Origin of the sequence: uncultured Sphingomonas sp. (genome assembly GCF_937859915.1) — a bacterium.
In the GTDB taxonomy this organism is placed as follows: Bacteria; Pseudomonadota; Alphaproteobacteria; order Sphingomonadales; family Sphingomonadaceae; genus Solisphingomonas.
Genome location: NZ_CALMAW010000063.1, coordinates 10,192 through 33,978, shown reverse-complemented (window position 1 = coordinate 33,978; position 23,787 = coordinate 10,192). Strand labels below are relative to the sequence as shown.

At 63.4% G+C, this 23,787-nt stretch carries 22 protein-coding genes and 1 tRNA gene; 9 read left to right on the top strand and 14 right to left on the bottom strand.

The window, feature by feature from the left end; translation table 11 throughout:
• Positions 1-21: 21 nt before the first annotated feature.
• Positions 22-1,152 carry an aldose epimerase family protein gene (locus Q0326_RS08875; protein ID WP_298689288.1) on the top strand — a complete coding sequence of 377 codons (1,131 nt, stop codon included), beginning with the start codon at positions 22-24 and terminating at the stop codon, positions 1,150-1,152.
• A gap of 28 nt (positions 1,153-1,180) precedes the next feature.
• Positions 1,181-2,293, top strand: a complete 1,113-nt coding sequence (locus Q0326_RS08870; RefSeq protein WP_298689286.1) for a cellulase family glycosylhydrolase — start codon at positions 1,181-1,183, stop codon at positions 2,291-2,293.
• A 27-nt stretch (positions 2,294-2,320) separates the two neighbouring features.
• Here Q0326_RS08870 and Q0326_RS08865 read toward each other — a convergent pair whose 3' ends face one another.
• The 7 genes from Q0326_RS08865 to Q0326_RS08835 form a co-directional block, all read right to left on the bottom strand.
• Positions 2,321-3,055, bottom strand: coding sequence for a FadR/GntR family transcriptional regulator (locus tag Q0326_RS08865; RefSeq protein WP_298689284.1), 735 nt, complete (start codon positions 3,053-3,055; stop codon positions 2,321-2,323).
• A 642-nt stretch (positions 3,056-3,697) separates the two neighbouring features.
• On the bottom strand, positions 3,698-4,420 hold the full coding sequence (locus tag Q0326_RS08860) for a DUF6118 family protein (protein WP_298689281.1): 723 nt from the start codon (positions 4,418-4,420) through the stop codon (positions 3,698-3,700).
• Positions 4,417-7,419 (bottom strand): Ti-type conjugative transfer relaxase TraA, encoded by a 3,003-nt coding sequence (gene traA, locus Q0326_RS08855; RefSeq protein WP_298689279.1) that lies wholly within the window; start codon positions 7,417-7,419, stop codon positions 4,417-4,419. Before traA ends, Q0326_RS08860 begins: the two co-directional genes overlap by 4 nt.
• A 143-nt stretch (positions 7,420-7,562) precedes the next feature.
• Positions 7,563-8,714 (bottom strand): hypothetical protein, encoded by a 1,152-nt coding sequence (locus Q0326_RS08850; RefSeq protein WP_298689277.1) that lies wholly within the window; start codon positions 8,712-8,714, stop codon positions 7,563-7,565.
• A gap of 40 nt (positions 8,715-8,754) precedes the next feature.
• The gene (locus Q0326_RS08845) at positions 8,755-9,204 is read right to left on the bottom strand and encodes a hypothetical protein (RefSeq protein ID WP_298689275.1); all 450 of its coding nucleotides are present in this window, start codon (positions 9,202-9,204) and stop codon (positions 8,755-8,757) included.
• A 121-nt stretch (positions 9,205-9,325) separates the two neighbouring features.
• Positions 9,326-10,255, bottom strand: a complete 930-nt coding sequence (locus tag Q0326_RS08840) for a HEPN domain-containing protein (RefSeq protein ID WP_298689273.1) — start codon at positions 10,253-10,255, stop codon at positions 9,326-9,328.
• A 77-nt stretch (positions 10,256-10,332) separates the two neighbouring features.
• A complete protein-coding gene (locus Q0326_RS08835; RefSeq protein ID WP_298689271.1) occupies positions 10,333-10,557 on the bottom strand; it encodes a sigma factor-like helix-turn-helix DNA-binding protein in 225 nt (74 codons plus the stop codon).
• Between the two features lie 471 nt (positions 10,558-11,028).
• Here Q0326_RS08835 and Q0326_RS08830 point away from each other — a divergent pair, with 471 nt between their 5' ends.
• Both Q0326_RS08830 and Q0326_RS08825 read left to right on the top strand, forming a co-directional pair.
• Complete coding sequence (locus Q0326_RS08830; RefSeq protein WP_298689269.1) at positions 11,029-11,238, top strand: AlpA family phage regulatory protein; 210 nt, start codon at positions 11,029-11,031, stop codon at positions 11,236-11,238.
• A 188-nt stretch (positions 11,239-11,426) separates the two neighbouring features.
• Entirely contained in the window at positions 11,427-11,729 is a 303-nt protein-coding gene (locus tag Q0326_RS08825) for a hypothetical protein (RefSeq protein ID WP_298689267.1), read from the top strand.
• A 372-nt stretch (positions 11,730-12,101) separates the two neighbouring features.
• Here Q0326_RS08825 and Q0326_RS08820 read toward each other — a convergent pair whose 3' ends face one another.
• The 7 genes from Q0326_RS08820 to Q0326_RS08790 all read right to left on the bottom strand — a co-directional run bounded on the left by Q0326_RS08820 (position 12,102) and on the right by Q0326_RS08790 (position 20,500).
• Positions 12,102-15,191 carry a type ISP restriction/modification enzyme gene (locus Q0326_RS08820; protein ID WP_298689265.1) on the bottom strand — a complete coding sequence of 1,030 codons (3,090 nt, stop codon included), beginning with the start codon at positions 15,189-15,191 and terminating at the stop codon, positions 12,102-12,104.
• Positions 15,192-15,509: 318 nt separating this feature from the next.
• Positions 15,510-17,000: a serine hydrolase domain-containing protein gene (locus Q0326_RS08815; protein ID WP_298689263.1), complete on the bottom strand. Its 1,491-nt coding sequence runs from the start codon at positions 16,998-17,000 to the stop codon at positions 15,510-15,512.
• Between the two features lie 264 nt (positions 17,001-17,264).
• On the bottom strand, positions 17,265-18,407 hold the full coding sequence (locus tag Q0326_RS08810; protein WP_298689261.1) for a serine hydrolase domain-containing protein: 1,143 nt from the start codon (positions 18,405-18,407) through the stop codon (positions 17,265-17,267).
• Positions 18,350-19,171, bottom strand: coding sequence for an AraC family transcriptional regulator (locus tag Q0326_RS08805; RefSeq protein ID WP_298689259.1), 822 nt, complete (start codon positions 19,169-19,171; stop codon positions 18,350-18,352). The genes Q0326_RS08810 and Q0326_RS08805 overlap by 58 nt, the downstream gene beginning before the upstream one ends.
• A gap of 151 nt (positions 19,172-19,322) precedes the next feature.
• Positions 19,323-19,610, bottom strand: a complete 288-nt coding sequence (locus tag Q0326_RS08800; protein ID WP_298689257.1) for a DUF167 domain-containing protein — start codon at positions 19,608-19,610, stop codon at positions 19,323-19,325.
• Complete coding sequence (locus Q0326_RS08795) at positions 19,610-19,912, bottom strand: alkylphosphonate utilization protein (protein WP_298689255.1); 303 nt, start codon at positions 19,910-19,912, stop codon at positions 19,610-19,612. The genes Q0326_RS08800 and Q0326_RS08795 overlap by 1 nt, the downstream gene beginning before the upstream one ends.
• Positions 19,913-20,410: 498 nt before the next feature.
• Positions 20,411-20,500: transfer RNA gene (locus tag Q0326_RS08790), tRNA-Ser, on the bottom strand.
• A gap of 126 nt (positions 20,501-20,626) precedes the next feature.
• On the opposite strand from Q0326_RS08790, the gene hspQ reads away from it, so the two are divergent.
• The 5 genes from hspQ to obgE form a co-directional block, all read left to right on the top strand.
• Positions 20,627-21,019, top strand: coding sequence for a heat shock protein HspQ (gene hspQ, locus Q0326_RS08785; protein ID WP_298689252.1), 393 nt, complete (start codon positions 20,627-20,629; stop codon positions 21,017-21,019).
• Positions 21,020-21,146: 127 nt separating this feature from the next.
• On the top strand, positions 21,147-21,512 hold the full coding sequence (rplU, locus tag Q0326_RS08780; RefSeq protein ID WP_298689250.1) for a 50S ribosomal protein L21: 366 nt from the start codon (positions 21,147-21,149) through the stop codon (positions 21,510-21,512).
• Between the two features lie 24 nt (positions 21,513-21,536).
• Positions 21,537-21,806 (top strand): 50S ribosomal protein L27, encoded by a 270-nt coding sequence (gene rpmA, locus Q0326_RS08775; protein ID WP_298689248.1) that lies wholly within the window; start codon positions 21,537-21,539, stop codon positions 21,804-21,806.
• Positions 21,807-21,993: 187 nt separating this feature from the next.
• Entirely contained in the window at positions 21,994-22,512 is a 519-nt protein-coding gene (locus tag Q0326_RS08770; protein ID WP_298689245.1) for a GNAT family N-acetyltransferase, read from the top strand.
• 272 nt (positions 22,513-22,784) lie between these two features.
• Positions 22,785-23,787, top strand: a 1,003-nt coding sequence (gene obgE / locus Q0326_RS08765) for a GTPase ObgE (RefSeq protein ID WP_298689243.1), incomplete at its 3' end; no start/stop codon positions are given.

Here is a 23,787-nt window from a genome sequence, read left to right as displayed (position 1 = left end):
TTCGGGAGAGGAGATAGCGACATGATCGCACATTGGGGGACCGCGCTGGTCCTCGCCACGACGCTGGCCGGGGCGGCCTCGGCGAGCAGCGTCGAACGCAAGCCGTTCGGCACGTTGCCCGACGGCACCGCGGTCGAGGCGGTGACGCTCGCCGACGGCCACGGCATGACCGCGACGATCCTGACGCTGGGCGCGGCGGTGCAATCGGTGATCGTCCCCGATCGCGCGGGGAAAGCCGGCGACGTCGTGCTCGGCTATGACGATCTCGCGGGCTATGTCGCCAAGCCCAATTATTTCGGCGCCACCGTCGGCCGCGTCGCCAACCGCATCGCTAAGGGCCGCTTCACGCTCGACGGCAAGAGCTATCAAACCCCCGTTAACGACGGCCCCAACGCGCTGCACGGTGGCGCCAAGGGCTTCGACAAGCGCGTCTGGACGATCGTTTCGACCAAGGGTGGCCCTACGCCGAGCGTGACGCTGCGCCTCGTCAGCGCCGACGGCGACCAGGGCTATCCCGGCACGCTGACCGCGACCGCCACCTATGCGCTCGACGGCCATGGCGGCCTCGCGGTCGATTATGGCGCGACCACCGACCGGCCGACCGTCGTCAACCTGTCCAACCACACCTATTGGAACATCGACGGCGAAGGCTCGGTCGCGGGCGCGATGGGTCTGCGGATGACGATCCCCGCCGACGCCTATACGCCGACCGACGCGACCGCGATCCCGACCGGCGAATTCCGCCCCGTCGCCGGAACCCCGTTCGATTTCCGCACCCCCACGCCGATCGGCCTGCGCGTCCGCGACGGGCGCGACGAGCAGCTGCGCTTCGGCCGCGGCTACGATCATAATTGGGTGGTGAGCCGCACCAGGCCCAAGGCGATGCAGCTGATGGCACGCGTCGAGGATCCGCTGTCGGGGCGCGTGATGGAGCTGCTGTCCGACCAGCCTGGGCTGCAATTCTATTCGGGCAATTTCCTCGACGGCACGATCACGGGCAAGGCGGGGCACATCTACCGCGAGGGCGACGCGATCGTGCTCGAACCGCAGATGTTTCCCGACACGCCCAATCGTCCGGCGTTCGGATCGGTGCGGCTCGATCCGGGCCAGACCTATGCCAACCACATGATCTTCCGCTTCTCGGCGCGGTAAAGACTCACAATTTCAGGGAGTGAGACTGATGAAGACCGCGATCCTCGCGCTGCTCGCCGGCGCGACCCTGGTGGCGAGCCCCGCCGCCGCGCGCGAGCGCTGGACACCCGCGCAGGCCAATGCGTGGTACGGCCAGCAGCGCTGGCTGGTCGGCTCCAACTATCTGCCCGCCAACGCGATCAACCAGCTCGAAATGTGGCAGGCGGGCAGCTTCGATCCCGCGCGGATCGATCTCGAGCTCGGCTGGGCGCAGAAGATGGGGATGAACACGATGCGCGTGTTCCTCCACGACCAGCTCTGGGAGCAGGACCCCAAGGGTTTTTCCAAGCGCATCGACACGTTTCTGACGATCGCGCACAAACACGGCATCAAGCCGCTGTTCGTGCTGTTCGACAGCTGCTGGGATCCCAACCCCAAGCTCGGCCTGCAGCATCCGCCGATCCCGGGCGTCCACAATTCGGGCTGGGTGCAGTCGCCGGGCACCGCCGCGCTGCAGGATCCCAAACAATATCCGCGGCTCGAAGCCTATGTGAAGGGGGTGATCGGCACCTTCGCGCACGACGACCGTATCCTCGGCTGGGACGTGTGGAACGAGCCCGACAACCCCTCCGATCAGTATAAGAATCAGCCAGCCGACAAGACCGAACTCGTCACCAAGCTGCTGCCGCAGGTCTTCGCCTGGGCGCGCAGCGTCGATCCCAGCCAGCCGCTCACCAGCGGCGTGTGGCTGGGCGATGCGTGGGGGCCGACCGACAAGCATCGCCCGATCGAGACCGTCCAGCTCGGCCAGGCCGACGTGCTTACCTTCCACGATTATGGCTGGCCCGAATCGATGGAGAAAAGGATCACGCTTCTCGAGGCCTATGGCCGCCCGGTGATCTGCACCGAATATATGGCGCGCGGCGCAGGCTCGACCTTCGACGGATCGCTGCCGATCGGCAAGGCGCACCATGTTGGCATGATCAACTGGGGCTTCGTCGAGGGCAAGGAGCAGACTTGGCTGCCGTGGGACAGCTGGCAGCACCCCTATGTGCTCGAGCAGCCGACGGTCTGGTTCCACGACGTGCTGCACACCGACGGCGCGCCCTATCGGCAGGCCGAGGTCGATCTCATCACCAGGCTGACCTCGACCACCAACTGAGGGGGGGAAGGCGGTGGTAGGCGCGGATCAGCCCTCCACCGCGCCCTGGCGCTCGGCCTCGGCGATCAGCAGCATCACCTCGCGGATGATGAGGCTCATTGCGGTGTGCGCGCCCGCGCTGTCGTGCGCCTCGATCGCGTCCTTAACCGCCTTGTGCGCGGGCAGGCTCGCGGCGCGGCCCTTGAAGCGGTTTGTGAAGCGGATCGAGGTGCGCAGTGCGGTCTCCACCACGTCGCGGAACTGCGCGTAGAAGGGGTTTCCCGACGCGGTCAGCACCGCGACGTGGAAGGCGATGTCGGCGTCGAGCGTGTCGTCCTTACCCGCTTCGGCGGCGACCATGCGTTGATAGCCCGCCGCGATCAGCCCGAAGCTCTCGGGCGTGCCGGTGCGCGCGGCGAGTTCGGCCGCGGCGGGCTCGATCGAGACGCGCAGCTCGCTAAACTGGCGCAGCAGGCTGATCGAGAATTTACGCTCGAGCAGCCAGCGCAGCACGTCGGCGTCGAAGAGGTTCCACGACACCTCAGGCTGGACGATCGTCCCCTGCCGCGGGCGTGCGCTGAGCAGCCCCTTCGCAGTGAGCATCTTGACCGCCTCGCGTGTCACCGACCGGCTGACCGCATAGCGCTCGGTCAGCTCGGCCTCGGTCGGGAAGATCTTGGCGGTATACTCCCCCGTCACGATCGAGCGGCCGAGTGCGTCGAGCATCCCATAGGTTAGATTGCGCCCCAACGAGGAGCGGATGCTCGAGCGTTCGTCGTCCATAATGCTGCGTCGTCGCCGATCTCGCGCCGCTTAGCAATGCGCAAGCGCGCCGATTGGCCGGCGCGCCCCGATGGTGCCACCATTGGCAGGTCAATATAACTCTGGTCGGGACCCGACACCGTCACCTGCGTCGCCGCGACATAGTCGACGGGCTTGGCGACGAAGACGTTGGGATCGAAGCTCAGCGGTTTGCGGTCGTAGAGCGGGAACCAGTTCTACCGGACCTACACTGTGGATAGGCGCAAGCAGGAGCCCATCACTGCGGGGCACACACGCATGAAAATACAGGGGAAATGATTTTGCTAAGGGGGCACAATCGGCGTCGATCGGCTTCTCTGATCCAGGGTTTTATTCGCTTTTACCGACGTTTAGCGCGCTTCTGGCAGAGTCCGGCTTCGACGCTTAACCACAGTCAGCCAACCGCAGACGCTGCTCACAAGCATTCTTCCCTCATTGAGCGAGGCTTGCCGTTCGGAGGGGCAGGCGAAACCCTTCGAAAGTCCGCTCATTGCCAGAACCTGCCCTGCTTTGTCGGGCTCGCGACGACGGCTTCATCCCACTTGCTGTCTTTTGAGAAGAGCTAGCGTATTATAGGAATGTGCCTAGATCACCCGACTACGATGGTGCTGATCAGATAGCCAGCTAGGCTTTCGGGCCGCTCACGACGATCGAGCAATCGACGGGGGACCCGTGCTTCGCCCGCCGTGCTCGGCAGGCATCGATAGCGGCTTCGTTGCCCTGAACGAGCAGATGATCCTGGATGAGTGCATGCCAACCCGCCGGATCGGACAACTGCAAAAGATGCTGCCCGGCCTCGTTGGCCGACATGCCCAGATCATCCAGAGCCCGCTCCTCCGGCCATCGCCAGCTGGTCGGCGCCGCCCGATCAATCATCGGCAGCACGGCATCGCCGACGATCGCGCCCATCAAGAGGCACACGCCCGCCGCGCCAGCCAGCCAATAGCATTGTTTGCGCAGGTCGATCTTTCCGGCGATCATCCGATCGAGCGTGCGCGTCGAGGCGTCGATCTGACGCTGCGCGCTCGCGAGGGCGTCATGATCCGCAATTCTCGCCGTTCGCCCCGCCTCGGTGATGCTGGCGGCAATCCCCTCGACAGTCGTCTGTAGCCCGGGCCGCGCGTTCAGCTTCAGCAAGGCGTCACGGACCTGCGAGAACCGCCGGTCGATCTTCTCGATCACCGGTCCCGTATCACGTGCCTCGATCGCCTCCTGGCGCAACGCGAAGCTCTCGACCGCAGCGGTCAGACTGGCCATGCGCCGCCCCAGTCGATCGAAGGCTGCGGCTGCGGCGTCCTGTCCGTCACGAGGGTCCAGCGCGAAGCCCAATGCGTCACCGTCGTTCATAAACCGACTCCTCTGCCGCGACCGAGTTCGTGGGTGAGCGCGGCACCAATGGCCCGCGCCTTGATGAGGTCGCCGACCTCACGCCCCATCCCGCCATCGGGAGAGTGACGCGACCATTCGGGCGACCATTGCCGGCTCAAGCCCAATTCGTGGGCGCGTTTGGACAGCGCGCTGCCCATTGCCGGATCCTTGTCTATTCCCTTGGCCATCGCCCGAAGTTGGCCGTCGATCCGCTCACGCGCGTCGGCGTTGCGCCACCCATCCAACTCGTCGCGGCGTGCGCGCAATTGTTGCCACGTCTGTACGAAGCGATCGGCGCGAAGCTCGGGATTGGCGCGAAGCTCCGCCTCCATCTGCATCGCACGGATCGCAGACGCCGGCCGACCGCCGGCAGCGCTCTCCACCAGCTCGGGATGACCGGCGAAGGCAGCATCCAGATCGTGCGCCGCCCCCGGCCGGATCTGATCGAGCGCTTTGGCGGCGGTCAGTCGCGCCGCCTTCCGGGATTCGAGCTCGGAGGCTTCGTGGTCGATCATGCGCTGCCCCTCTTGGTAGGCGCGCGCATAGCGACCAACCGCGGATTCGAGACCGAGTGGCCCACGATCCGGCACCGGCATTTGCGCCGCCCTGGCGACCAGACCATCGAACATGCCGCGCGCCGGCGCGCGTGCCGGCCTGGCACGCCCCTCGTCGGCAAGGGCCAGCCGCAGCCCATCGAACACGCCCGGACGCCGGGCCGACGGCTCGACCGCGGGCGTCCGTTCCGCAGGCTCGCCGCGGCGAATAATCTGCCGTCGCTCGGCGAAGTGCTGCGGATAGTCGGATGCCATGTCCTTCGACCGGTCGCGCGACAGCGTGGCGACGAGCCGGTCCTGTGTCTCGAAGTCGTCGCGACCATAATGGAGCTCGACGCCGTCGCGGTGGCGGGAGAGCGCGACATAGGCAGAATGGCGATCGAGCCCGGGTGTCGCCAGCACATGGGCGCGCTCCACGGTGACGCCCTGCGTCTTGTGGATGGTTGCCGCATAGCCGTGGGTGACGTCGGCATAGGTTTTCGTATCGAAGCGAACCTCGCGACCGTCGTCGAGGCGCACTGCCATGCGCCTGGGATCGACATGCTCGATGGTAGCCAGAGTGCCATTCTTCACACCCAGATCGCGCTCGTTGCGAAGGAACGTGATACGGTCGCCGGCGCTGAACAAGAGGCGGCCACGCGTCGTTTCCACAGCAATTTCAGTGCTCAAGCCGCCACTGCGGCGCAGGGCATCCCGTGCCATCCCATTCAGTTCGTCGCATTCTGCATTGGTGTGGGTGAGGATCATCGTCGACGAGACGCCCTGGGACAGGCGATCCTCGTCCCACCGCTGGATGAGCGCTCGCCGCGCCGAGTCGCGCGTGTCCGCGGCATGGACGTGACCGGCGTCGTCATAGGCCCGGATCGCCTCGGCAGTCCGCCCCGTCGCCAGCGCCCGGGTGGCATCGCGCTGCCAATCCTCGCGCTGGCGGCGCACCTCCATGATCTCGACGCCGCCGTGGCGTTCGGCAACCGAGCGGAACGCCGCGCCCGCTTCGATCGCCTGGAGCTGTTCGGGGTCGCCGACGAGCACCAACTTGGCACCTTGCTTATCGACTTCGCGCACCACCCGTTCGAGCTGGCGCGTGCCGATCATGCCGGCCTCGTCGACAACGACGATGTCTTGGCGAGAGATCAGCTCTCTTCCCTGTCCCCACTGATGTTCGAGGCTCGCGATCGTGCGCGACGCGATGCCCGATCCGCTCTCAAGATTCTCGGCAGCGATGCCGGACAATGCCAAGCCGGTGACGCGGTAGCCAGCGCTCTCCCAGGCATCGCGCGCAACACCCAGCATCGCCGACTTGCCAGTACCGGCATAGCCAATGACGACGCCGAGATCCTTGGGGTCTGTGACATGGTCGAACGCGTCGCGCTGCTCGGACGAAAGCACCATTCCACGCTGCGCGGCACGCGATAGCGCGGCGCCGCGCTCGAGTTCGCCGACTCCATGGCGAGAGCGATCGGCCATCGCGATCGTCGCGCGTTCGAGACGCTGTTCGGTCTCGATCATGTCGCGGCTGGTGAAGCGCTCCTCGCCGCGTCCGTCCCGGCCCAGCGCGACGAGATCGGGCGACGCGCGCACCGCCGCGATCACCTGGTCGTACTGTTCCTTTCCCTCACTGTGGCGATGCACGAACTTCGCGAGGTCGCGGGCGGTGAAGGTGGCTTGGCTCCGCGTGATCGCATCGAGTGCGATACCGGGATTGGCGATGATCTTCTCGCCATTGCTCCGCGCGATCTCGACATGCTCGGCTAGGCGCTCGGATTCCAGCCCCTGCCCGGCCATCCGCGACGCCGCGGGCCCGATCTTGTGCTGCGGTTCGAGGTCGATCCCCTGGGCTTCGAGCGAGCGATGATCGACGCGCGCATCGATATCGAGCTCGGCGAGCCTGGCATTAACGTGCCCCGCCCAGCGCTCGCGCCATTGCTCCAGCAGTGCGGTCGCATTCCAGTCGCGAACCTTGGGACCGAACCCCTCCTCGACGATCGACCGCGTCGTCAGCATGACATGCGCGTGCGGTTTGGTAAGACCATCTGCGCCGATATCCCAATGCACGTTGAGGTCGGCGATCATGCCCTTGTCGACGAACTCGGCTTTGACAAACTCACGCGCCAGCCGAATGCCCTCGGCATGGTCCAGCTCACGCGGGATCGCGAACTCGATCTCGCGAGCAAGCTGCGCATCCTTGCGAACCTCGACTGCCTCAACGGCATTCCACAGCTTCTCGCGGTGGGCGAGCTGTTCGGGCGCGCCGTCCGGCAGCATCACCTCGGAGTGGACGACACCGACCTTGTTCGCGAAGTCGTGATGGCGATCGAGCCGCTGGTCGTGCAGCCGCGAGGCCGAGCGATAGGCGGCCGCCGCCAAGGCGCTGGAGCCGTTGGCCCGCGAAATCATCTTAGCCGAGAAGTGGTAGATCGCCATGACGGCAATCCATCTACACCTCGGAAGCGACGTCGGCACGATGTATAAGCGCGCCCTCAAATGATTTCATCAATTTCGGGACTGCGTCGTTTCACACTATCTCATTGCGTTTACACTAATCGACCGCGCCACTTACTCTTGGTTCACGAACGCTGCGTCGACGTGATCAACGGCGTCAGTCGTTCGACGAATCGCGCTTTCCGAACGTGCCGGTCGCGCAACTTCGCCACGCGCTCCACAAAAGCGGCTATCGAGCCCTGCTCACCAGCCAGCACGCGAAGATCCGTGAGCAGGCTCATAGCGTTGTCGTAGCCAGCCGCATTCCGGCGCTCGACTTCGTTCTCGATCTCGCTCCAGACCGCATTGCCCCGCTGGAGCAGACCATTGAGTCTGACACGCTGCGCCTTCGCCGCTTCCTTCTCCCGTCGATCGCGCTCTGCAGCAGCCTTGGCGGCCGCCGCGCGCTGACGATCACCGAGAATCGTCCGAGCCCGGGCGCGCAGCACGCCCGCAGTCCGAAGACCATCCGTACTCGTTGGAGAAGTCGGGCTCAGTTGCTTGCGCACGAGCGTCCGCAGTTCGCTGGCGACATGCGGATCGCCGTCGATCAGCCGGACGAGAAGCACATTCTTCCGATCCTCGGGCAATCCCTCGACAACCGCGCGCACGGCGTCCGGCGACGACGGCTCCATCGCTGTACCGGCCCTTTCGCCAGCGGCGGCGACAAGGTCGGGATCGATGCCGAAAAATTCCGCAAAGGCTTCGAGCGCGCCCGTCATCGGTCCCAATCCCGGCAATGGCTCGGGTTCGTCCGCCTCGACGGCACAGGCTTCCACCGCCATCAGCCAGACAAGGTAAAACAACCGCAGATCGCCCGCGAACACGTCAGCCCGAAGCTGAGCGAGCGCGGTCAGCCAACCGGAGCCGTCATCCCAATCGTCTCCCGGCTCCATCTCGTCACGCATGATGGTGAGGATCAGATTCTCGCCGGTGACCTTGAGCTGGGCATGTTCGTTCCCCCGCAGCAGAGCGGCGATGCGCTTTCGGTCGACCAGGCGCGCCGGCAAGCGCATCTTGAACTCGCGCGTTCCCCAATTCGCCAGATAGAGATGGAGATCGAACCACCGTTCCATCAGCGTCGCGGGATCGCCCTTGAAGTCGCCCCATTCGTACGAATTGGTGAAGCTCGTGGCGGTGATCCGGGCACGCGTCGACAGCGCACGCAGCGCTTCCCGATCGGCTGCATCGAGCGGACGGTCGAGAGCCTGGAACTCGTAATATTGATATTCGCTCATCGGCGCTTTCTCATGGACGCGCGCCGCTCAGGCAAGCCCGTCATTGCGGATGGAGAACCCCGTCGGTTTCCAGCAGATGAAGCGCCCGGGCGAATGTCACCCCGGTGTAGACGCGCCACCACTGCCCGGTGTGTCGCATCCACTGAACATCGAAGTTGTCCGGGCCCATCCGGTCGATCCGCGCGAAGGGCGCATCAAACTCCTCGCCGCGATTGTGCGCCATGCCCGACCGGTAACGCTGCATGAAACGATAACGCCCCGCCGCATACGCACCCCGTATGTCGACGACATAGTTCCACTCGGTCGGCGTGATCCCGGGCAGGAACCGCGGCTTGAGCACGTCGCTGATGAACGCCTCGCACGCGTCGATCATGGCCCGCTTCTCGGCTTCTTCCGGCCGAACGGGACGCGGCGGCGCCTTCGTCCAGACCCGCAGCTTCCTTCCAGGCATTTTCGAACCTTTCGCCTGCCACATGAGGCCGAACTCCATACGGCATACGAAACCTGACGAGACACTTCAAAGGCGATCGCGGAAGGGTCTGCGGCGGCGACATTGACGACATGTCTGCTCGTGAGCGTATGGCGCACGAACGAAGCCAACGCGAAGGCGACTATTCGGCGGCGTCCTGCACTTTCGACCGCAACGCAGAAAGGCGTTCAGAGCAAATCTCGTTGACGGCCATGCCAAGCTCTTCGACGCGCCCGCCGAGCCAGGCGAGCTCATCCTGCGCGATCCGGTAATGCTTCGAATAGCGCGCCTTCACATAGGCGTCCTTGAGCTTCTCGAACATCGCTCGTTCACGTCGATTGTCCATCGGCCAGATGCCATGGAGACGACGGTCGAGACGCTCCGCCTGTGTGCGCAGAAATGCGATATTATGGTTGTGCGGGGTGTAGAAGGTGCAGACCAGCAGGACGCAATGGTATAGGCGTTCGGTGGCTTGGTGCAGCTGAAACGCGGCGTTGCTGCGTCGCCCCTGCGCCGCATTGAATTTGAAGTTATCGAAGAACTCGCCCGAGCTCGGAAACCACTCCTCGAAATACTCTTTCGCCATGACATACGCCTGATCGGGCGTTTTCGGCTTGGGCTCGTGCAGCTCGGTGTCGTCGCCATCGTAGAGCGCGATGCCGTCCCTGGCGACATCCATGAAGAAGTAACGGCCATGGGCGAGACCATCGTTCACCTGCTGCAGCGTGTGGACGATGAAATTGACCGGCGTCTGCAGCGTCCTGGTGATCGCCCGCTCGCGGTTGAGCCGCTCCTCCGCCTTGTACCAATAGGTCGCCCGGTCGGTGACCTCCTTCTGGCTGACGATGACGAGGAGATCGAAGTCGGACTGATACCCCTTGGCGGTGTGCGGCTCGTCGACCCAGCCACCGCGGGCATAGCTTCCGTACAGGATGATCTTGCGGATGCGCGCGCGGCGGCGATCGCCGGTGGCGTCGGCGTTCGCGGCCTCGAACTCTTCGAAGAGAAGCTGCACCACGCGCTCGAGCTCGCGCTGTTTGGCCGGCGGCAGATGATCGAGATCGGTGCGCATGACAAATCACCTAAACACATGTGGGCGGCGCTGCCCAGATCGGGGAGGCATCGACTACGACGTACCAGGCCACCCGATCATGGGCTCGACTCGTCCAACGCTTTTGAAAGCGCGGCCAGCGCGTGGGCCAGATGCGCCATGACATCGGCCCGCGCGATGCCGAGCCGCACCGCGATTGCGTCGAACGGCACTTCATCGCGTGCGTGAAGGAGATAGACCGTTCGAGGGCCTTCCGGGAGGACGGCCAACGCGCGCGTCAGCCGCACCAGCCGGTCACCCAAATCCTGCGCATCTTTCTTCATGTTCCTCGCTCCTTCCTACGCCAACGCAACCGGCCCGGAAGGGGGCGGGGTGGGCGGCAGGAGCGAACCGGCAATCCCGCCGAAAGAGGCGGGCTGCACGCGAAGCGCCGTAACGTAGTGGAGGACCCGGCACCGCCGGGTTGCGGCCCGCCGCGGCGGTATTACAGGGTAGCGACGCCCACCCTGCCCCCTTGCGCGGCCGGTTCAACGACGCTCGTCGCGCACCGCGCGATGGCCGCATCCGGCGCCAGCCGGCTCGCGTCAGCGATCGTAGCGCCGACAGGCGGCGAGACACCGGTTACGGTGGCTCGATGGAGCGCCAGCGGAGCAGAGCGCGGCCGCTTTCCGTAGAAAGCGGGACGCCCGCCCCGGGGGGTCGTTTTGGAAAAGACGAAAACGACCCTGCCCGCGCGCCCATGGCGTGCATAGAAACCCCATCGAAGTTCAGTCCCTCGATCAAGGAGACCTTCGATGACCGACCAGCCCGACCGTATCCTCCGTTTGCCAACCGTGCTCGAGCGCACGGGGCTTTCCCGCTCCACCCTCTATCGCAAGATCGCGGCTGGCAGCTTCCCCAGGCAGATCGCGCTCAGCACCCGGTGTGCAGGCTGGCGGGAGTCCGCGGTCAACCGCTGGATGATGAGCCCGATGTTCTACCAGGTCGATGAACGTGGCCAATGACGGCCCTACGCCAGGTGCGCCTGCACCCGAGCCTTTTCCTGATTGCAGCCAATCCGATCCGTGATACTCGTCGGATCAGCGACAGGGCGCGGCATCCCTTTGGATCGGCGTCAGTTGCCGTAGCCGCCTGGTCGAAGGATGCTTAGACCCTCGTCGATTGACCTCGACGAATGGGGACGAAGACGGCGATGCGCTCCGAAACAAAGGCCGAGCGTCGGCTGCGTGAGACGATGATCCATAATACGAGCCAGCGGCTCGCCCGGATTGTCGATCGGCTCAACGACATCGATGACGTGAAGTCGGCAAAATACAAACGCGTCCACCGAGAGATGATCAAGGCGGCAGAGCAGGTTGCCGGTGCCTTCGCTGCGCCGATCAGTGACGGCGCACTGCGATATTTCAATGGCGAAGAGGCTGTGCAGGAACGCTCAGAGGCCGCGCTTAAAAAGGGCCTTGGGAAGGTCGTCCCTTTTGCTTCTCGTCCGAGGTGAGCCATCGATGACGCAGCAAAGGCGGTTCCTGTCGAAGCGCTACGTTCGCGACGTCGGCCGTAACCCGGATGCCACGCCCGCCCCGACTGCCGCCGGTCCGGTTCGAGCTGGCGACGCGTCACCGCTCGGCTTCGGATAGGTCGATTCATGGTGGAGAACGGTCCGGCCGCTTTAAGATGCTGCCGCGGTCAAAACTCGCGCACAAAAGCCATGAAAACAGGCAGGTAGGCCTGAACCAACGTCTGCTTTCGGACTGCGTCGAACCTGCATGAGCGGCTGGCTTTGGGTCTTTGCACCGGCACGCCTGGGCCATCGCTCAAAGATGCAATGGTAAAACTAAGGACCCAAATAGCGCCGGCACGGGATTGGAGCCTAAGCGCTGCGATTAATTTGCGTCATGGACTTGGTAATTTCAACCGTCTCAACACTCTCTAGCACAACCTTTGCGAGCAAGGCGCTCATGCTCTCTTTGTAATCGGAAAAGCGATAGGTGTTGAACTTGGCGGCGATGGTCGGATCGCGCGGGCGCTTTTCCTTGTGCTGGTCAAGCACCCAGTCGATCGCCGAGCGGTTGCCCAGGCGATACGCCCAGGCCTCGGGCGGGATGCCGGCGATCTGCGTGTCGGCGTCGATCACCACTACCCCCGCTTTGGGCTGCGACTTGAGGATCGGCCGGGGATGCGTGCCCGCAGCGCGCGTGCCCGGCGTGTCGATCCGCTCGACCGGCCAAGGCACAACGTCTTCATAGCCAATGAGCAGCGCTATCAAAGCCTCGCCCCACGTCGCCCATTGCGCAAAATCGGGATAGAAGGGGATGCGCGGGAACTCGCGCTTGAGGTTCAGCGCATAGGTCTCGCGATAGAGCGGATCGTGCAGAACGGCGTACACATAGTTGAAGATCCCATCCTTTGTGACACCCTTCTTGCCATATTCTTTGACGAACTTGTTGAGCGCCCAGTCGGTGATGTTGTCGATCCGCTCGCCGGATTTGGTGTAGCGGTAGCGTGGAAGCGACTCCGTTCCACCGTTTCCAATTTTTAGAAGTCCGTAGTCAAATACCTTATCGACCGCCAAAACAGCGATCTGATCGTTCGAAAACACACATCGAAATGCAATCGTCGGATTGGACGAGGAGTCGGGATACAGCGTATTTAATTGGTACTGCATCTCATTGAGCCGTGGATCGAAATTCAGCCTCTTCGCAATAAATGGGCGATATGCAGCATCTCGATTAAGTGACTCTCGAAATTCCAAATTCTTCCCGGCAACGAGATCACTTTTAAGCGCTCGCGTCAGCTTTATATTCTGCTCGATAATCGACTCGCCACGTGCCCTTCGGTCGATTGACTTGAGTCGCAAGCGTTCCTTCTCATAGCGCGATACGAACCACGTAAGCTTGGTAGCGATCTCCTCATCAGATTCGCCATAGACCCAATCGTCCCGCGCTGTAATAACCCCAAGCGAATGTTGCTTAAATAGAGCCGTTGCCGCAGCTCCTTCATCGCCAGACTTCGTTTTGGCATTGAAGACAGGGAGCAGGCTTTCCCACCCGTTGTCGTCCGGTTGATCGATCCAAATTCCAGCTTTGTCAGGTTTAATATCGGTAAACTGGTCACGACTGATGTCGCAGGAAGCTATGAATTGACGTTTATCATCATCCTTCGCGTAGTCCTCGACCGCCAGATAACGAACACGAAAGGGAACGTTCTTCTTGATTTTCACGAGAAAACATACAGCCACCCCGACACGTATTTTGTCTTCAAATACGTTGCCGCCTTCTCGCCGCCTCTGCTCGCCATTCGTACGAGCGTTTCCTTTTAGATCGACGATCCATGCTTCGCTAAACGAGCTGGAAATCGTTTTCCGGAATCCGTCGAAGGTGCGGCTATTTATGAAGCTATTGTTCGTCACAAACGCTACGATCCCTTCATCGCCCAGGCGGTCGCTCGCCCAACGATAAAAGCGCGCGTACATGTCGTAGAGCTTGGTCTTTCGCGCGGTGCTCGCCGCAATGTAAGTGTCCTTGATGCGCTGATCGATGTGGGCGTAGGTGCGGTTCTTGTTGTTGTCGTTCTCATTCTGCTGGTTGGCGTTGTAGGGAGGATTGCCGATAATGACGCTGATCTTGCGCCGGTTCTGCTTCTTTATGCGCTCGATATTCTCGTCGGTCAGGCTGCCGAGCAAATCGAACTGGTGGCCGGCATGGATGCCGAGCGCGTCGACATTGTCGAGTGTGTCGACGAAGCACAAATTCTCGAACTCGGCGAACTGACCGGTGATCGCCTGATAGGTCGCTTCAATGTTTAGATTAGCGACATAGTAGGGCAGGATCGCGACTTCGTTCGCGTGCAGCTCCTCCTTGTATTTGTGGCGGAGCTTGTCGTGATGCCCGCGGAAATGTTCGAGCAGTTCGACGATGAAGGTGCCGGTGCCGGTGGCGGGATCAAGGATCTCGACGCCGCGATCGACCAGGTTCTTGCCGAAATGCTTCTCGCAGAGCCAGTCGGTCGAGCGGATCATGAAGCGGACAATCTCGCCGGGTGTATAGACCACGCCAAGCCGGTCGGCGGCCTTGGCGTTGTAGACCTTGTAGAAATTCTCGTAGAGCCCTTTTAGGAAGCCCTGCTTTTCGGAATGGCTCTGGATCACGGCGGCGGTCTGCGCGATACCCGAATAATAGGGTGATAGCGCCCGCAGAAGCGTGGATTTCTCTCCGCGACCGAACAGCTTTTCCTCGAGCTTGTAGAGTTCGGAGGCGACGTTGTTCTGGCGGTGGAAATCGGGGTTGTCGAACACCTTGGCAAAGATGTCCTCGGTCAGGATGTGCTGGATCAACATCTCCTGCACATCGCCCTCGGTGATTGCCGGGTTGATCGCCTCATGCGCATGGGTAAGGAACGCCTTTTCGGCGACGACGAACGGTTTGGAGGCGCTGCGCTTCTTCGCAATCAGGTCGCGCAACGCTTCGAGCACGGCGGGCAGGTCCAGGCTGAACTGCTTCACCGCCTTGTTAAAGTCGGCGATCTCCTGCCGCTCGTGCGCGAAGAAGCGGACGAGCAGCGGGTAGAGCGTGTCCGTATCGTCCATCGCGACGCGTGCGACTTCGTGTCCGTCCTGAATCAGGATGGCGGTGTGATCGTCCGAATAGATGATGTTGTCGCGCGGATAGCCCTTGCGCGATTTGACGGAGATCTCGGCATCAAGATCGTCATCGGCGTCCTTGGCTTCCCAATAGCCGAATGGGACGCGCAGCGCATGAAGCAGCGCGCCGTCGAGATAGATGCGGTTCTTCTGCTGGGTGGTGATGGCATGTTCGGGGACGAACAGCAGGTCGTGGCTGCGCCCCCAACGCTTGAGCAGATCCTTGAACGCCTCGCGCAGCACGCTTTCGCGGCGGCTGCCCGAGACAGCACGCAGGCGGTCGAGATCAGCACGATATTCGTTGATCAGCTGTCGGCTCACGCACCCTCCCGAGAAGCCGCATGGCTACGACACGAAGCTAACAGGCTAAAAGATGGATGTCAGCTTTTGTCGCACTCGCGCTTGGACCTACCTTCCGATTTCTGCCGGCGCGGGCCGGAGTTCTGATATGAACGAGCGTCGAGATTCAGGCAGCCGCCAGGCTAGTCCGAACGTCGCCTTGTGGGTCATCGCTGCCGGATAGAACTCCAGTGATGCTAGTCTGGGTCGATATGCACGTCATACCGAGCATCCAGCGCCAACTCGTCATTATTCTCCGTATCTCCGATGGGGGGGCGCAAACTTCGACACTCGCTATAATTATCCGATCCTCTTGGCCGTGTAGGTATTCGCTCCGCGGACCAAGGTGAATCCTGCGACTCGACCATCGGCCTCATGTTCGACACGGATCGACATGTCCTGCGCCGTCATGAAGAACTCGGTCTTCGATTCCGGAAATAGCTCCATCCGGTTGTGGCCGAACAATTCGCTCTGGAAATAGAGGTGATCACCTTCGGTGATGATGTACGCTGTTTTGTCCAGCAACCGATATTCGCCCACGAGATGGCTGTTGATGGTTAAATCAGCCGGAATCGAGACCTTCTCGACGACCTTAAACTCAGGCCACGCGTATTCTGCCGCGATGCTGCACAAGATCTCGTTGATCAGAGCAGCGCCGTTATTGCTGTTGGTCATAACGACCACGCCTTGGCCGGCGCGCGTGTAACCGTAGAGCTGGGAACGGTACCCCTCGGTGCCGCCTTCGTGACTGAAGCTTGTTCGGTCGCCTAGGTTCTCGACGAAGAAGCCCAAGCCGTATTCGCCCAAGCCGCGCGTCAGCATCGAAGATGCCGTGCGCTGCGACAGGATCTTGTCGGACGTTCCCCCTTCGGCCTGCTGAACTGCAATCACTACGCGCGCCAGGTCGCTAGGCGTGCTCCAGAGGCCAGCCGCGGCGGACTCTGGATAGTTATGCCATTGACCTGCGACGGCCTTGCCGTTGCCATCGTAGGCCGTTGCCGCACGATCGCGCCAAGTGCGTGGCAGCGGCACGACAAAAGTGCTCTGTGTCATCCCCAGCCGATCCAGCACTGCCGCTTTCATGTACCGGTCGAAGGGCTGTCCACTGGCTTCAATCATCATCAACTGGATGATGCTGTAGCCACCGCCCGAGTAGCTCCAGGCGCTGCCGGGGAGATGAACGACCCGGACCGGCCCGGAATTCGCTGGCGACGCACCGTCCAGCACCTGCAACAAGGTCGGTAGTCGTTGTCCGAGCGCATACCCGTCGAATCCATGCACGGTCGTTCCGGCGCCGTGGTTGAGTAGCATGCGCAGACTTACCGCCCTGTTCCGGGTGAAATCGTTCTCGGGGATCTTCCAGGATGCGAGCTGGCGGTTCGCGTCTTCATCCAAGGAGAGCTTGCTTTGCTCAACCAAGCGTAGGGCCCCGATGGCGCTAACCGCCTTGCTGATCGAACCCGCCTGAAACAGCGTCTTCACGGTCGCGGACCGCCTGCTGGCGACATCGGCCACACCGTAGGCTCGGGCCCATTCCACCCGGCCATTGTTGATCAAGGCGATGCTGACGGCGGGGACCTGATAAAAGGCCATGCGCTCTGTCAGTGTCATCTTCTGATCGGGCGAACCCTTGACGACGACGGGTGTGGAGAGCCCTCGCTCGACCCTAGTTATCCGCGCTTGGAGTTTCAGCGGCGCAGTCTTTGCTAAAGGTCGATCCCTTGTTGCCTGAGCTTGCGCGCTTGGGATCAATAAAAGGAACGCAGCAAAAAACGGCAGGAGTTTCAACATGAAGGTGCCGTCCTCGCAGCATGTGGGGCTGGTCTGGACGCGTAGGCCATCCGGCTCTCCGACAAACGTCCGCTTTATCACAACACGGTGCTGGACGCGTCCACCCTGCCGATATCAACCATGCTGCCGGACAGCCGATTGAAGTGCCACAATCGCCGACTGGATCGAGATGAACAAGTGTCTGAAGTTGGGTAGCGTCTCCGTTGCCCTGAACGTCGCCTTCTGGGTCTTAAGATCCGCGGCGCAATTATGGATCTGGAGGCCTCAGCCAATCGGCGGGATGGCAATCGAGGCTGAATGTCCGTTTCCGTCTGCGGCTAGTATCGCCTTCAGGATATCCTCCGAGCGCCGCTGGCCGTACCCATGTCCGTACGCGCTCGACGTGATCGCCACGACCAGATGGTGGCTTGAGACGACATAGATCTTGTTGCCGCCGTTTCCCGAGGCGAACGAGACGGGAACCGGCTGCCCATCGACCTGCTGAACCTTCGAGTACCAGAAATAGCCGTATCCGTCGGCATAGGGATCGCTGCCCGAAATCGTGACCTTCGGCGTCAGCGCATCGTGGATCCAGGCCGCGCTGACGATCCTGCGGCCATGATATTTGCCACCGCCGCGCACCATTTCGCCGATCCTGGCAAATTCGCGTGCCGTGAGCGAAAGATTGCCCTGTCCCTTGGTAATGCCAGCAGCGTCAGAAGCCCAGCGCCAGTTCCGGATGCCCAGCGGTGCGAAGAGCGACACTCGCGCGAAGTCCGCCATTTGCTCGGCGGTGGCCTTCGCCACGACGATGCCGGCAGTGTAGGCCGTCGCCGAATTGTAGCGGTAGCGGGTGCCCGGCGGGTCCGCACGCGGCACCGCCAGAAGGAATGCGAGCGGATCGGGCGCCGCGTCCAGCCTGTCCTCGTTGCCGGGCGATGCGGGGTCTTCGTCGAACGCGGCGAGGCCTGATCGCATCGTCAACACATCAGTGATCGCCACCTCGCCGATCGCGCTGCCCCGTGCCTCCTGCCAATAGTCGACGACGCGATCGGTGACGCTGCGCAGTTTGCCGCGATCGATCGCTATGCCGGCCAGCAAGGCGGTCACACTCTTTCCGGCAGAGCGTATGTCGTGGAGCGTGTCGGCACGCTCGCCATTATAGTAGCGTTCGGCGACGATCCGCCCGTCGCGCAGGACGACGACGCCGCGAAGGTCGGGATGCGCGTCGTGGTCGTAGCCCGCGAGAACCGCGTTCAGCGCAGGATCGGTACGCGCCGGAGAGGCCGTACTGGACAGAGCGCCGAGCAGGACGGCGATAGGGATGGCTTTGAAGGTGATGGCACTTCTCCTGCGTCGACGCGGGATTCCTAGGGCCCCGCTGGATCGCCGTCTTGTATCCGCGCAACATCGCGCAGTTGCCGCCACCGCGCTGGCGTCGTGTCCAGGCGCGATCGAAAGGCTCGAGTCAGATGCGCCTGGTCTACGAAGCCGGCCGATTGGGCGACGTCCGCAAGGGATGCCGTGCCGCGGCCGAGCATCGCGGCGGCACGCTCTAGGCGATGGCCGCGGAGATAGTCGCCCGGCGAACAGCCGAGGAAACGCCTGAACACGCGAGCGAGGTGGACGGGATGGACGCCCGCGTCCGCAGCAACCCCGGCGACCGAGAGATCGGGATCGTCGGAAGTGAAGATCATCTCGACGGCCCGCGCCAGCCAGCGTGGCGGGGCTGTCGCTGTTCGGGACTCTTCCGGCGAGGGCGGCAACACCGCAGCGTGCAACTGCAGCGCCCGCGCCTCCAGCGTGAAGGACGCTGCTCCCTCAATCTCCTGCGCAATGCTTCGCGCCAAGCGACATGCGTAGGGATCACGGACGCAGCGCGCCGTCGCTTCGCCGCCTTCGCCACCAGAGATCGCCACGAAACGCCCGCGCCCGCCATGAAAGCGGTCCTGGTGGGTAGTCCCAGGCGGGTTGTAGATCAGGATCGGCGTATTCGACACCAGCGGCGCGTCGACCGCCGACGACATATAGCCGCCGGCGAGGACGAGAACAAAATGTGCCTCGTCATGACTGTGCTGCTGGACCTCTTCCTCAGGCGCGTTGGCGTCCAGCACATGGAAACTGAAGCCGGCGGCCTCGCGCCATGCCGGACCACTCCCCCAAAAATCCGTCCGGCTTCGCCTGAGCACCATCCATTCTCTGTGAACCGGTCACGATCGGCGCACCAGCCTGCTGATCGTCGGTGGTCTCAGTCGTCCGGCCTCCGTCGTCGTCGGCTTCGGATCTTAACGGACGTCTGAAGTTGAGGATGCGTGACAGATCGCATGGGCGGCTAATTGTGGATCAAGGCGTCAGCCGGATCAGCTTGTTCCGGCTGGTAGCACCGCGCACCAGTTCCAGCTTAGAGAAGGGCCGGTCGAGCGCCTCGGCCAGCTGCCGCAGGACCGCGTCGTTCGCCTCGCCGTCAGCGGGCGGAGCGGTGGTCCGCACGACGAGCGTACGCCCCGATGCGGGAAGTGCGATCGCATCAGCCGAGGCGCCGGGGGACACTCGCACCTCTAACCGCCCGTCCGCACCGGCCAGCGCCAATATCGCCGCCTTGGACGGCATAGCTGGCCTCGGGCGTGCCATCAGCGCTTGCGAACGAACTCGGCACGCAGCACGAGCCCCTTGATCCCCTCGTAACGGCAGTCGATCTCCTGCGGGTCTCCGGTCAGTCGGATCGATTTGATAAGAGTGCCGCGTTTCAGTGTTTGCCCTGCACCTTTGACGTCGAGATCCTTGACGAGCGTGACCTGATCGCCACCGGCCAGCAGATTGCCGACCGCGTCCCGCACTTCAATCTGCGCAGCGAGCTGGCGCTTGTCAGCCAACTCGGCTGCCGGAACCCACTCGCCGCTATCCTCGTCATAGACATAATCGTCGTCGGACATGCCACCTCCTGCTGGATCCTCATGGTAGGCGGCTCCATACCCCGAGGATTGAGGTCTTTCTACGTCGCGCAATGCTATGATCAGCCGGGTTTGACGAGCGCATGCCGGACGCGGCTGCTGAGTCTGCGCCGATCACTCATCAGCCGAGCGTCGGCCCTATGCCCTACTGGATTGAACGCGGCAGAACCTGCCGTTCGGCTGAGAGGACAAGACGCCAGTCTGGGCAGCAGCCACGGCGCGCCGAAGGTCGCCATCTGGGTTCCCCGCTAAGCCGCGGACCACGGCCCTGATCGAAACGCACCGCACGCGCTGCGTGAACAACCGCAATCCGCAATCCGCAGACTTAGGGCGTCATCAACCCGTCAATATCGTGCGCCTCGCGCGTCAAAGATTTCTCACCGTACTCCAGATCGTCCCAAAACAGCCGAGCGCGAAATGGGCACCAATGTGGGCATCGCGGACCGTGTCTCTTGCAACATACTGATTTCATTGAATAATTGGCGGAGAGGGTGGGATTCGAACCCACGGTGAGCTCACACCCACAACGGTTTTCGAGACCGTCCCGATCGACCACTCTGGCACCTCTCCGCGAGAACGCTGGGGCCCGCCAAGCGGGCATCCATGGTCGTGAGGCGCGGCCATTAGCGACCATTTCGGAACTTGCCAAGCGCAGATGCGCTTGCCTCGTACCGCGAGCGCCCTAGATAGGTCCGGATGAACGACAGCCCCGACTTCGCCGGCACCCCGCCGGGCATACCAGATGCGATCAAAGCCGCGCCCAGCATCGTGCACGCGCGCTTCACCGTCGGCGATGTCGTGCGCCACCGGCTGCTCGATTTCCGTGGCGTGGTGTTCGATGTCGATCCGGTCTTCGCCAACACCGAGGAATGGTATCAGGCGATACCCGAGGGCGTGCGGCCATCGAAGGACCAGCCCTTCTACCATCTGCTCGCCGAAAACGCCGACTCGAGCTACGTCGCCTATGTCAGCCAGCAGAATCTGGTCGTCGACCGCACCGAGGAGCCGGTCGAGCATCCCGCGCTCGACGGGCTGTTCGACGGGTTCATCGAGGGCCGCTACACGCTGCGCCGCGAGCATCGCCACTAAGGCTGTCGCCGCGGCGACTTCGGATTGACACACCGGCGCGAATCCCTTAGCGAGCCGGTCTTTCCGCGAGGGTCCGTGGGGCGAACGCTCCACTCCGCGCGTCATGTCTAGATTATAAGAGAGAGCCATGTTCGCTATCGTGCGCACGGGCGGCAAGCAGTATCGCGTCGCCGCTGGAGACAAGATCGTCGTCGAGAAGATGGACGGCGAGGCCGGTGCCACGGTGGCATTGGGCGACGTGCTGTTCGCGGGCAATGACGGCGAGGCGCAGTCGACCGACGGCCTGTCCGTCTCGGCGCGGATCATCGCGCAGGCGCGCGGCGAGAAGGTGATCGTTTTCAAAAAGCGTCGCCGCCACAATTATCGTCGCCGTAACGGCCATCGCCAGTATCACACGATCCTCGAGATCCTGTCGGTTGGCGGCGAGCACAAGCAGGCGAAGCAGGCCGAAGCCCCCGTCGAGGCGCATGCGCCCGCGGCCACCGACGCCTGATCCAGCGACAAGGAGTAGACGAAAATGGCACATAAGAAAGCAGGCGGCTCCTCGCGCAACGGTCGCGATTCGGCTGGCCGCCGCCTTGGCGTGAAGAAGTTCGGTGGCCAGGAGGTCATCGGCGGCAACATCATCGTCCGCCAGCGCGGCACCAAGGTGTATCCGGGCGTCAATGTCGGCCTCGGCAAGGACCACACGCTGTTCGCGACCGCGGACGGCCGCGTGCGCTTCCACGCCGGCAAGCTCGGCCGCAAATATGTGTCGGTCGACGCGCTGGCGCTGGCCGCGGAATAATCGGACTATCCAAAGGGATCGTCCGACGAGGGCGATCCCGGGTTCCGCATGATGCGGAGCCAAGAGGGAGACGGGTCGCCCCGGCTCCCTTTTTGCTGTGTCGTCTCCCTCGAAAAATAGTGTCGCGAGCTCGTAACCGGATGCGCCTAGGCGCGTTCTCGCGGGCGTGGGGAGAGGCTAGGATATAATGTTCGCACGGACCGAACGGCTGCTGCTGCGGCCCGGCTGGGGGGAAGATGCCCCGGCGCTGTTCACCGCCATCGCCGATGAGGCGATCGTCGACAAGCTGCCCGGCACGCCGTGGCCCTACCGCGCGCAGGATGCCGAGGCGTTCCTGCTGCGCGATCGCGCACCCGACGATCTGCCCGAACTGCTGATCTACGCCCGCACGCGCGGCGCCCCTAGGCTGGTCGGCGGGATCGCGCTGCGCGAGACCGAGGACGAGGAGTCGGCGGAGCTCGATTACTGGATCGCACGGCCCTGCTGGGGGCTTGGCTTCGCCACCGAGGCCGGACAGGCTGTGGTCGGCATGGCGCGCGACGGACTGCGGTTGAAGACGCTGCGCTCGGGACATTTCCCGGACAATCCGGCGTCGGGGCGCGTCCTCGAAAAGCTGGGCTTCGTGCCGACCGGCGAGACCGCCAAGCGCTGGAGCGCGGTGCGTGGTGGCGAGGTCGATTGCGTGATGTACGCGCACGCGGGCTGACGCCCTGCCCCTTCTTACGCCGTCATCCCGGACGTGATCCGGGATCCAGGGCGTCGAGCGCGCCGTTTGCGGCTCTGGATGCCGGATCGCGTCCGGCATGACGATGAAGCCAGGATGGCCCGTACCCCAGGGGTGGCGGTCCGCGCCCAAAAACGCTATGCGGCCCGCTTCAACCGTCTTCACCGTCAGTGCGGCGACGGCCGGCCTCCTATCCCATCGCGGACGGCGGACCGGCCTTCGCCGTTCTGCCGCTTTCTGCGTCCGGACCCGTCATGCATTTTCTCGACCAGGCCAAAGTCTATCTGAGCTCCGGTGCCGGCGGCCCCGGCGGGGTCAGCTTTCGTCGTGAGAAATTCATGGAATATGGCGGTCCGGATGGCGGCAATGGCGGCAAGGGCGGCGACATCATCTTCGAGGCGGTGCCCGGCCTCAACACGCTGATCGACTTCCGCTATACGCAGCATTTCCGCGCGCCGCGCGGCAAGGGCGGATCGGGCTCGAACCGCACCGGCCCCGGCGGCAAGGACCTGATCATCCGGGTCCCCGTCGGCACGCAGCTGCTCGACGACGATCGCGAGACCGTGCTCGCCGACTTCACCGTGCCCGGCCAGCAGCAGGTCTTCCTGCGCGGCGGCGACGGTGGCCGCGGCAATCTCAGCTACAAGACCTCGACCAACCGCGCGCCGCGTCAGCACGGGCCGGGCTGGCCCGGCGAGGAAATGTGGGTGTGGCTGCGGCTCAAGCTGCTCGCCGACGCCGGCTTGGTCGGCCTCCCCAACGCCGGCAAGTCGACCTTCATCAACGCGGTGAGCAATGCCAAGGCCAAGGTCGGCGACTATCCGTTCACCACGGTGCGCCCGCAGCTGGGCGTCGTCAGCCACCGCGACCGCGAGTTCGTCGTCGCCGACATCCCCGGCCTGATCGAGGGTGCCGCCGACGGCGCCGGCATCGGCGACCGCTTCCTGGGTCATATCGAGCGCTGCCGCGTGCTGCTCCACCTGGTCGATGCGACCGGCGACGACCCGATCGAAACCTATCATATCGTGCGCGCCGAGCTCGACGCCTATGGCGGCGGGCTGGTCGACAAGCCCGAGGTGCTGGCGCTCAACAAGGTCGACGCGGTCGACGACAAGACGCGCGCCAAGCTGATGAAGGCGCTCAAGAAAGCGAGCGGGGTCGACCCCTTCCCGCTCTCGGGCGCGAGCGGCGAAGGGCTGCCCGTGGTCCTCGATCGCCTGGTCGATGCGATCGGCCCGGCGGGTGGAACGTCCGAAC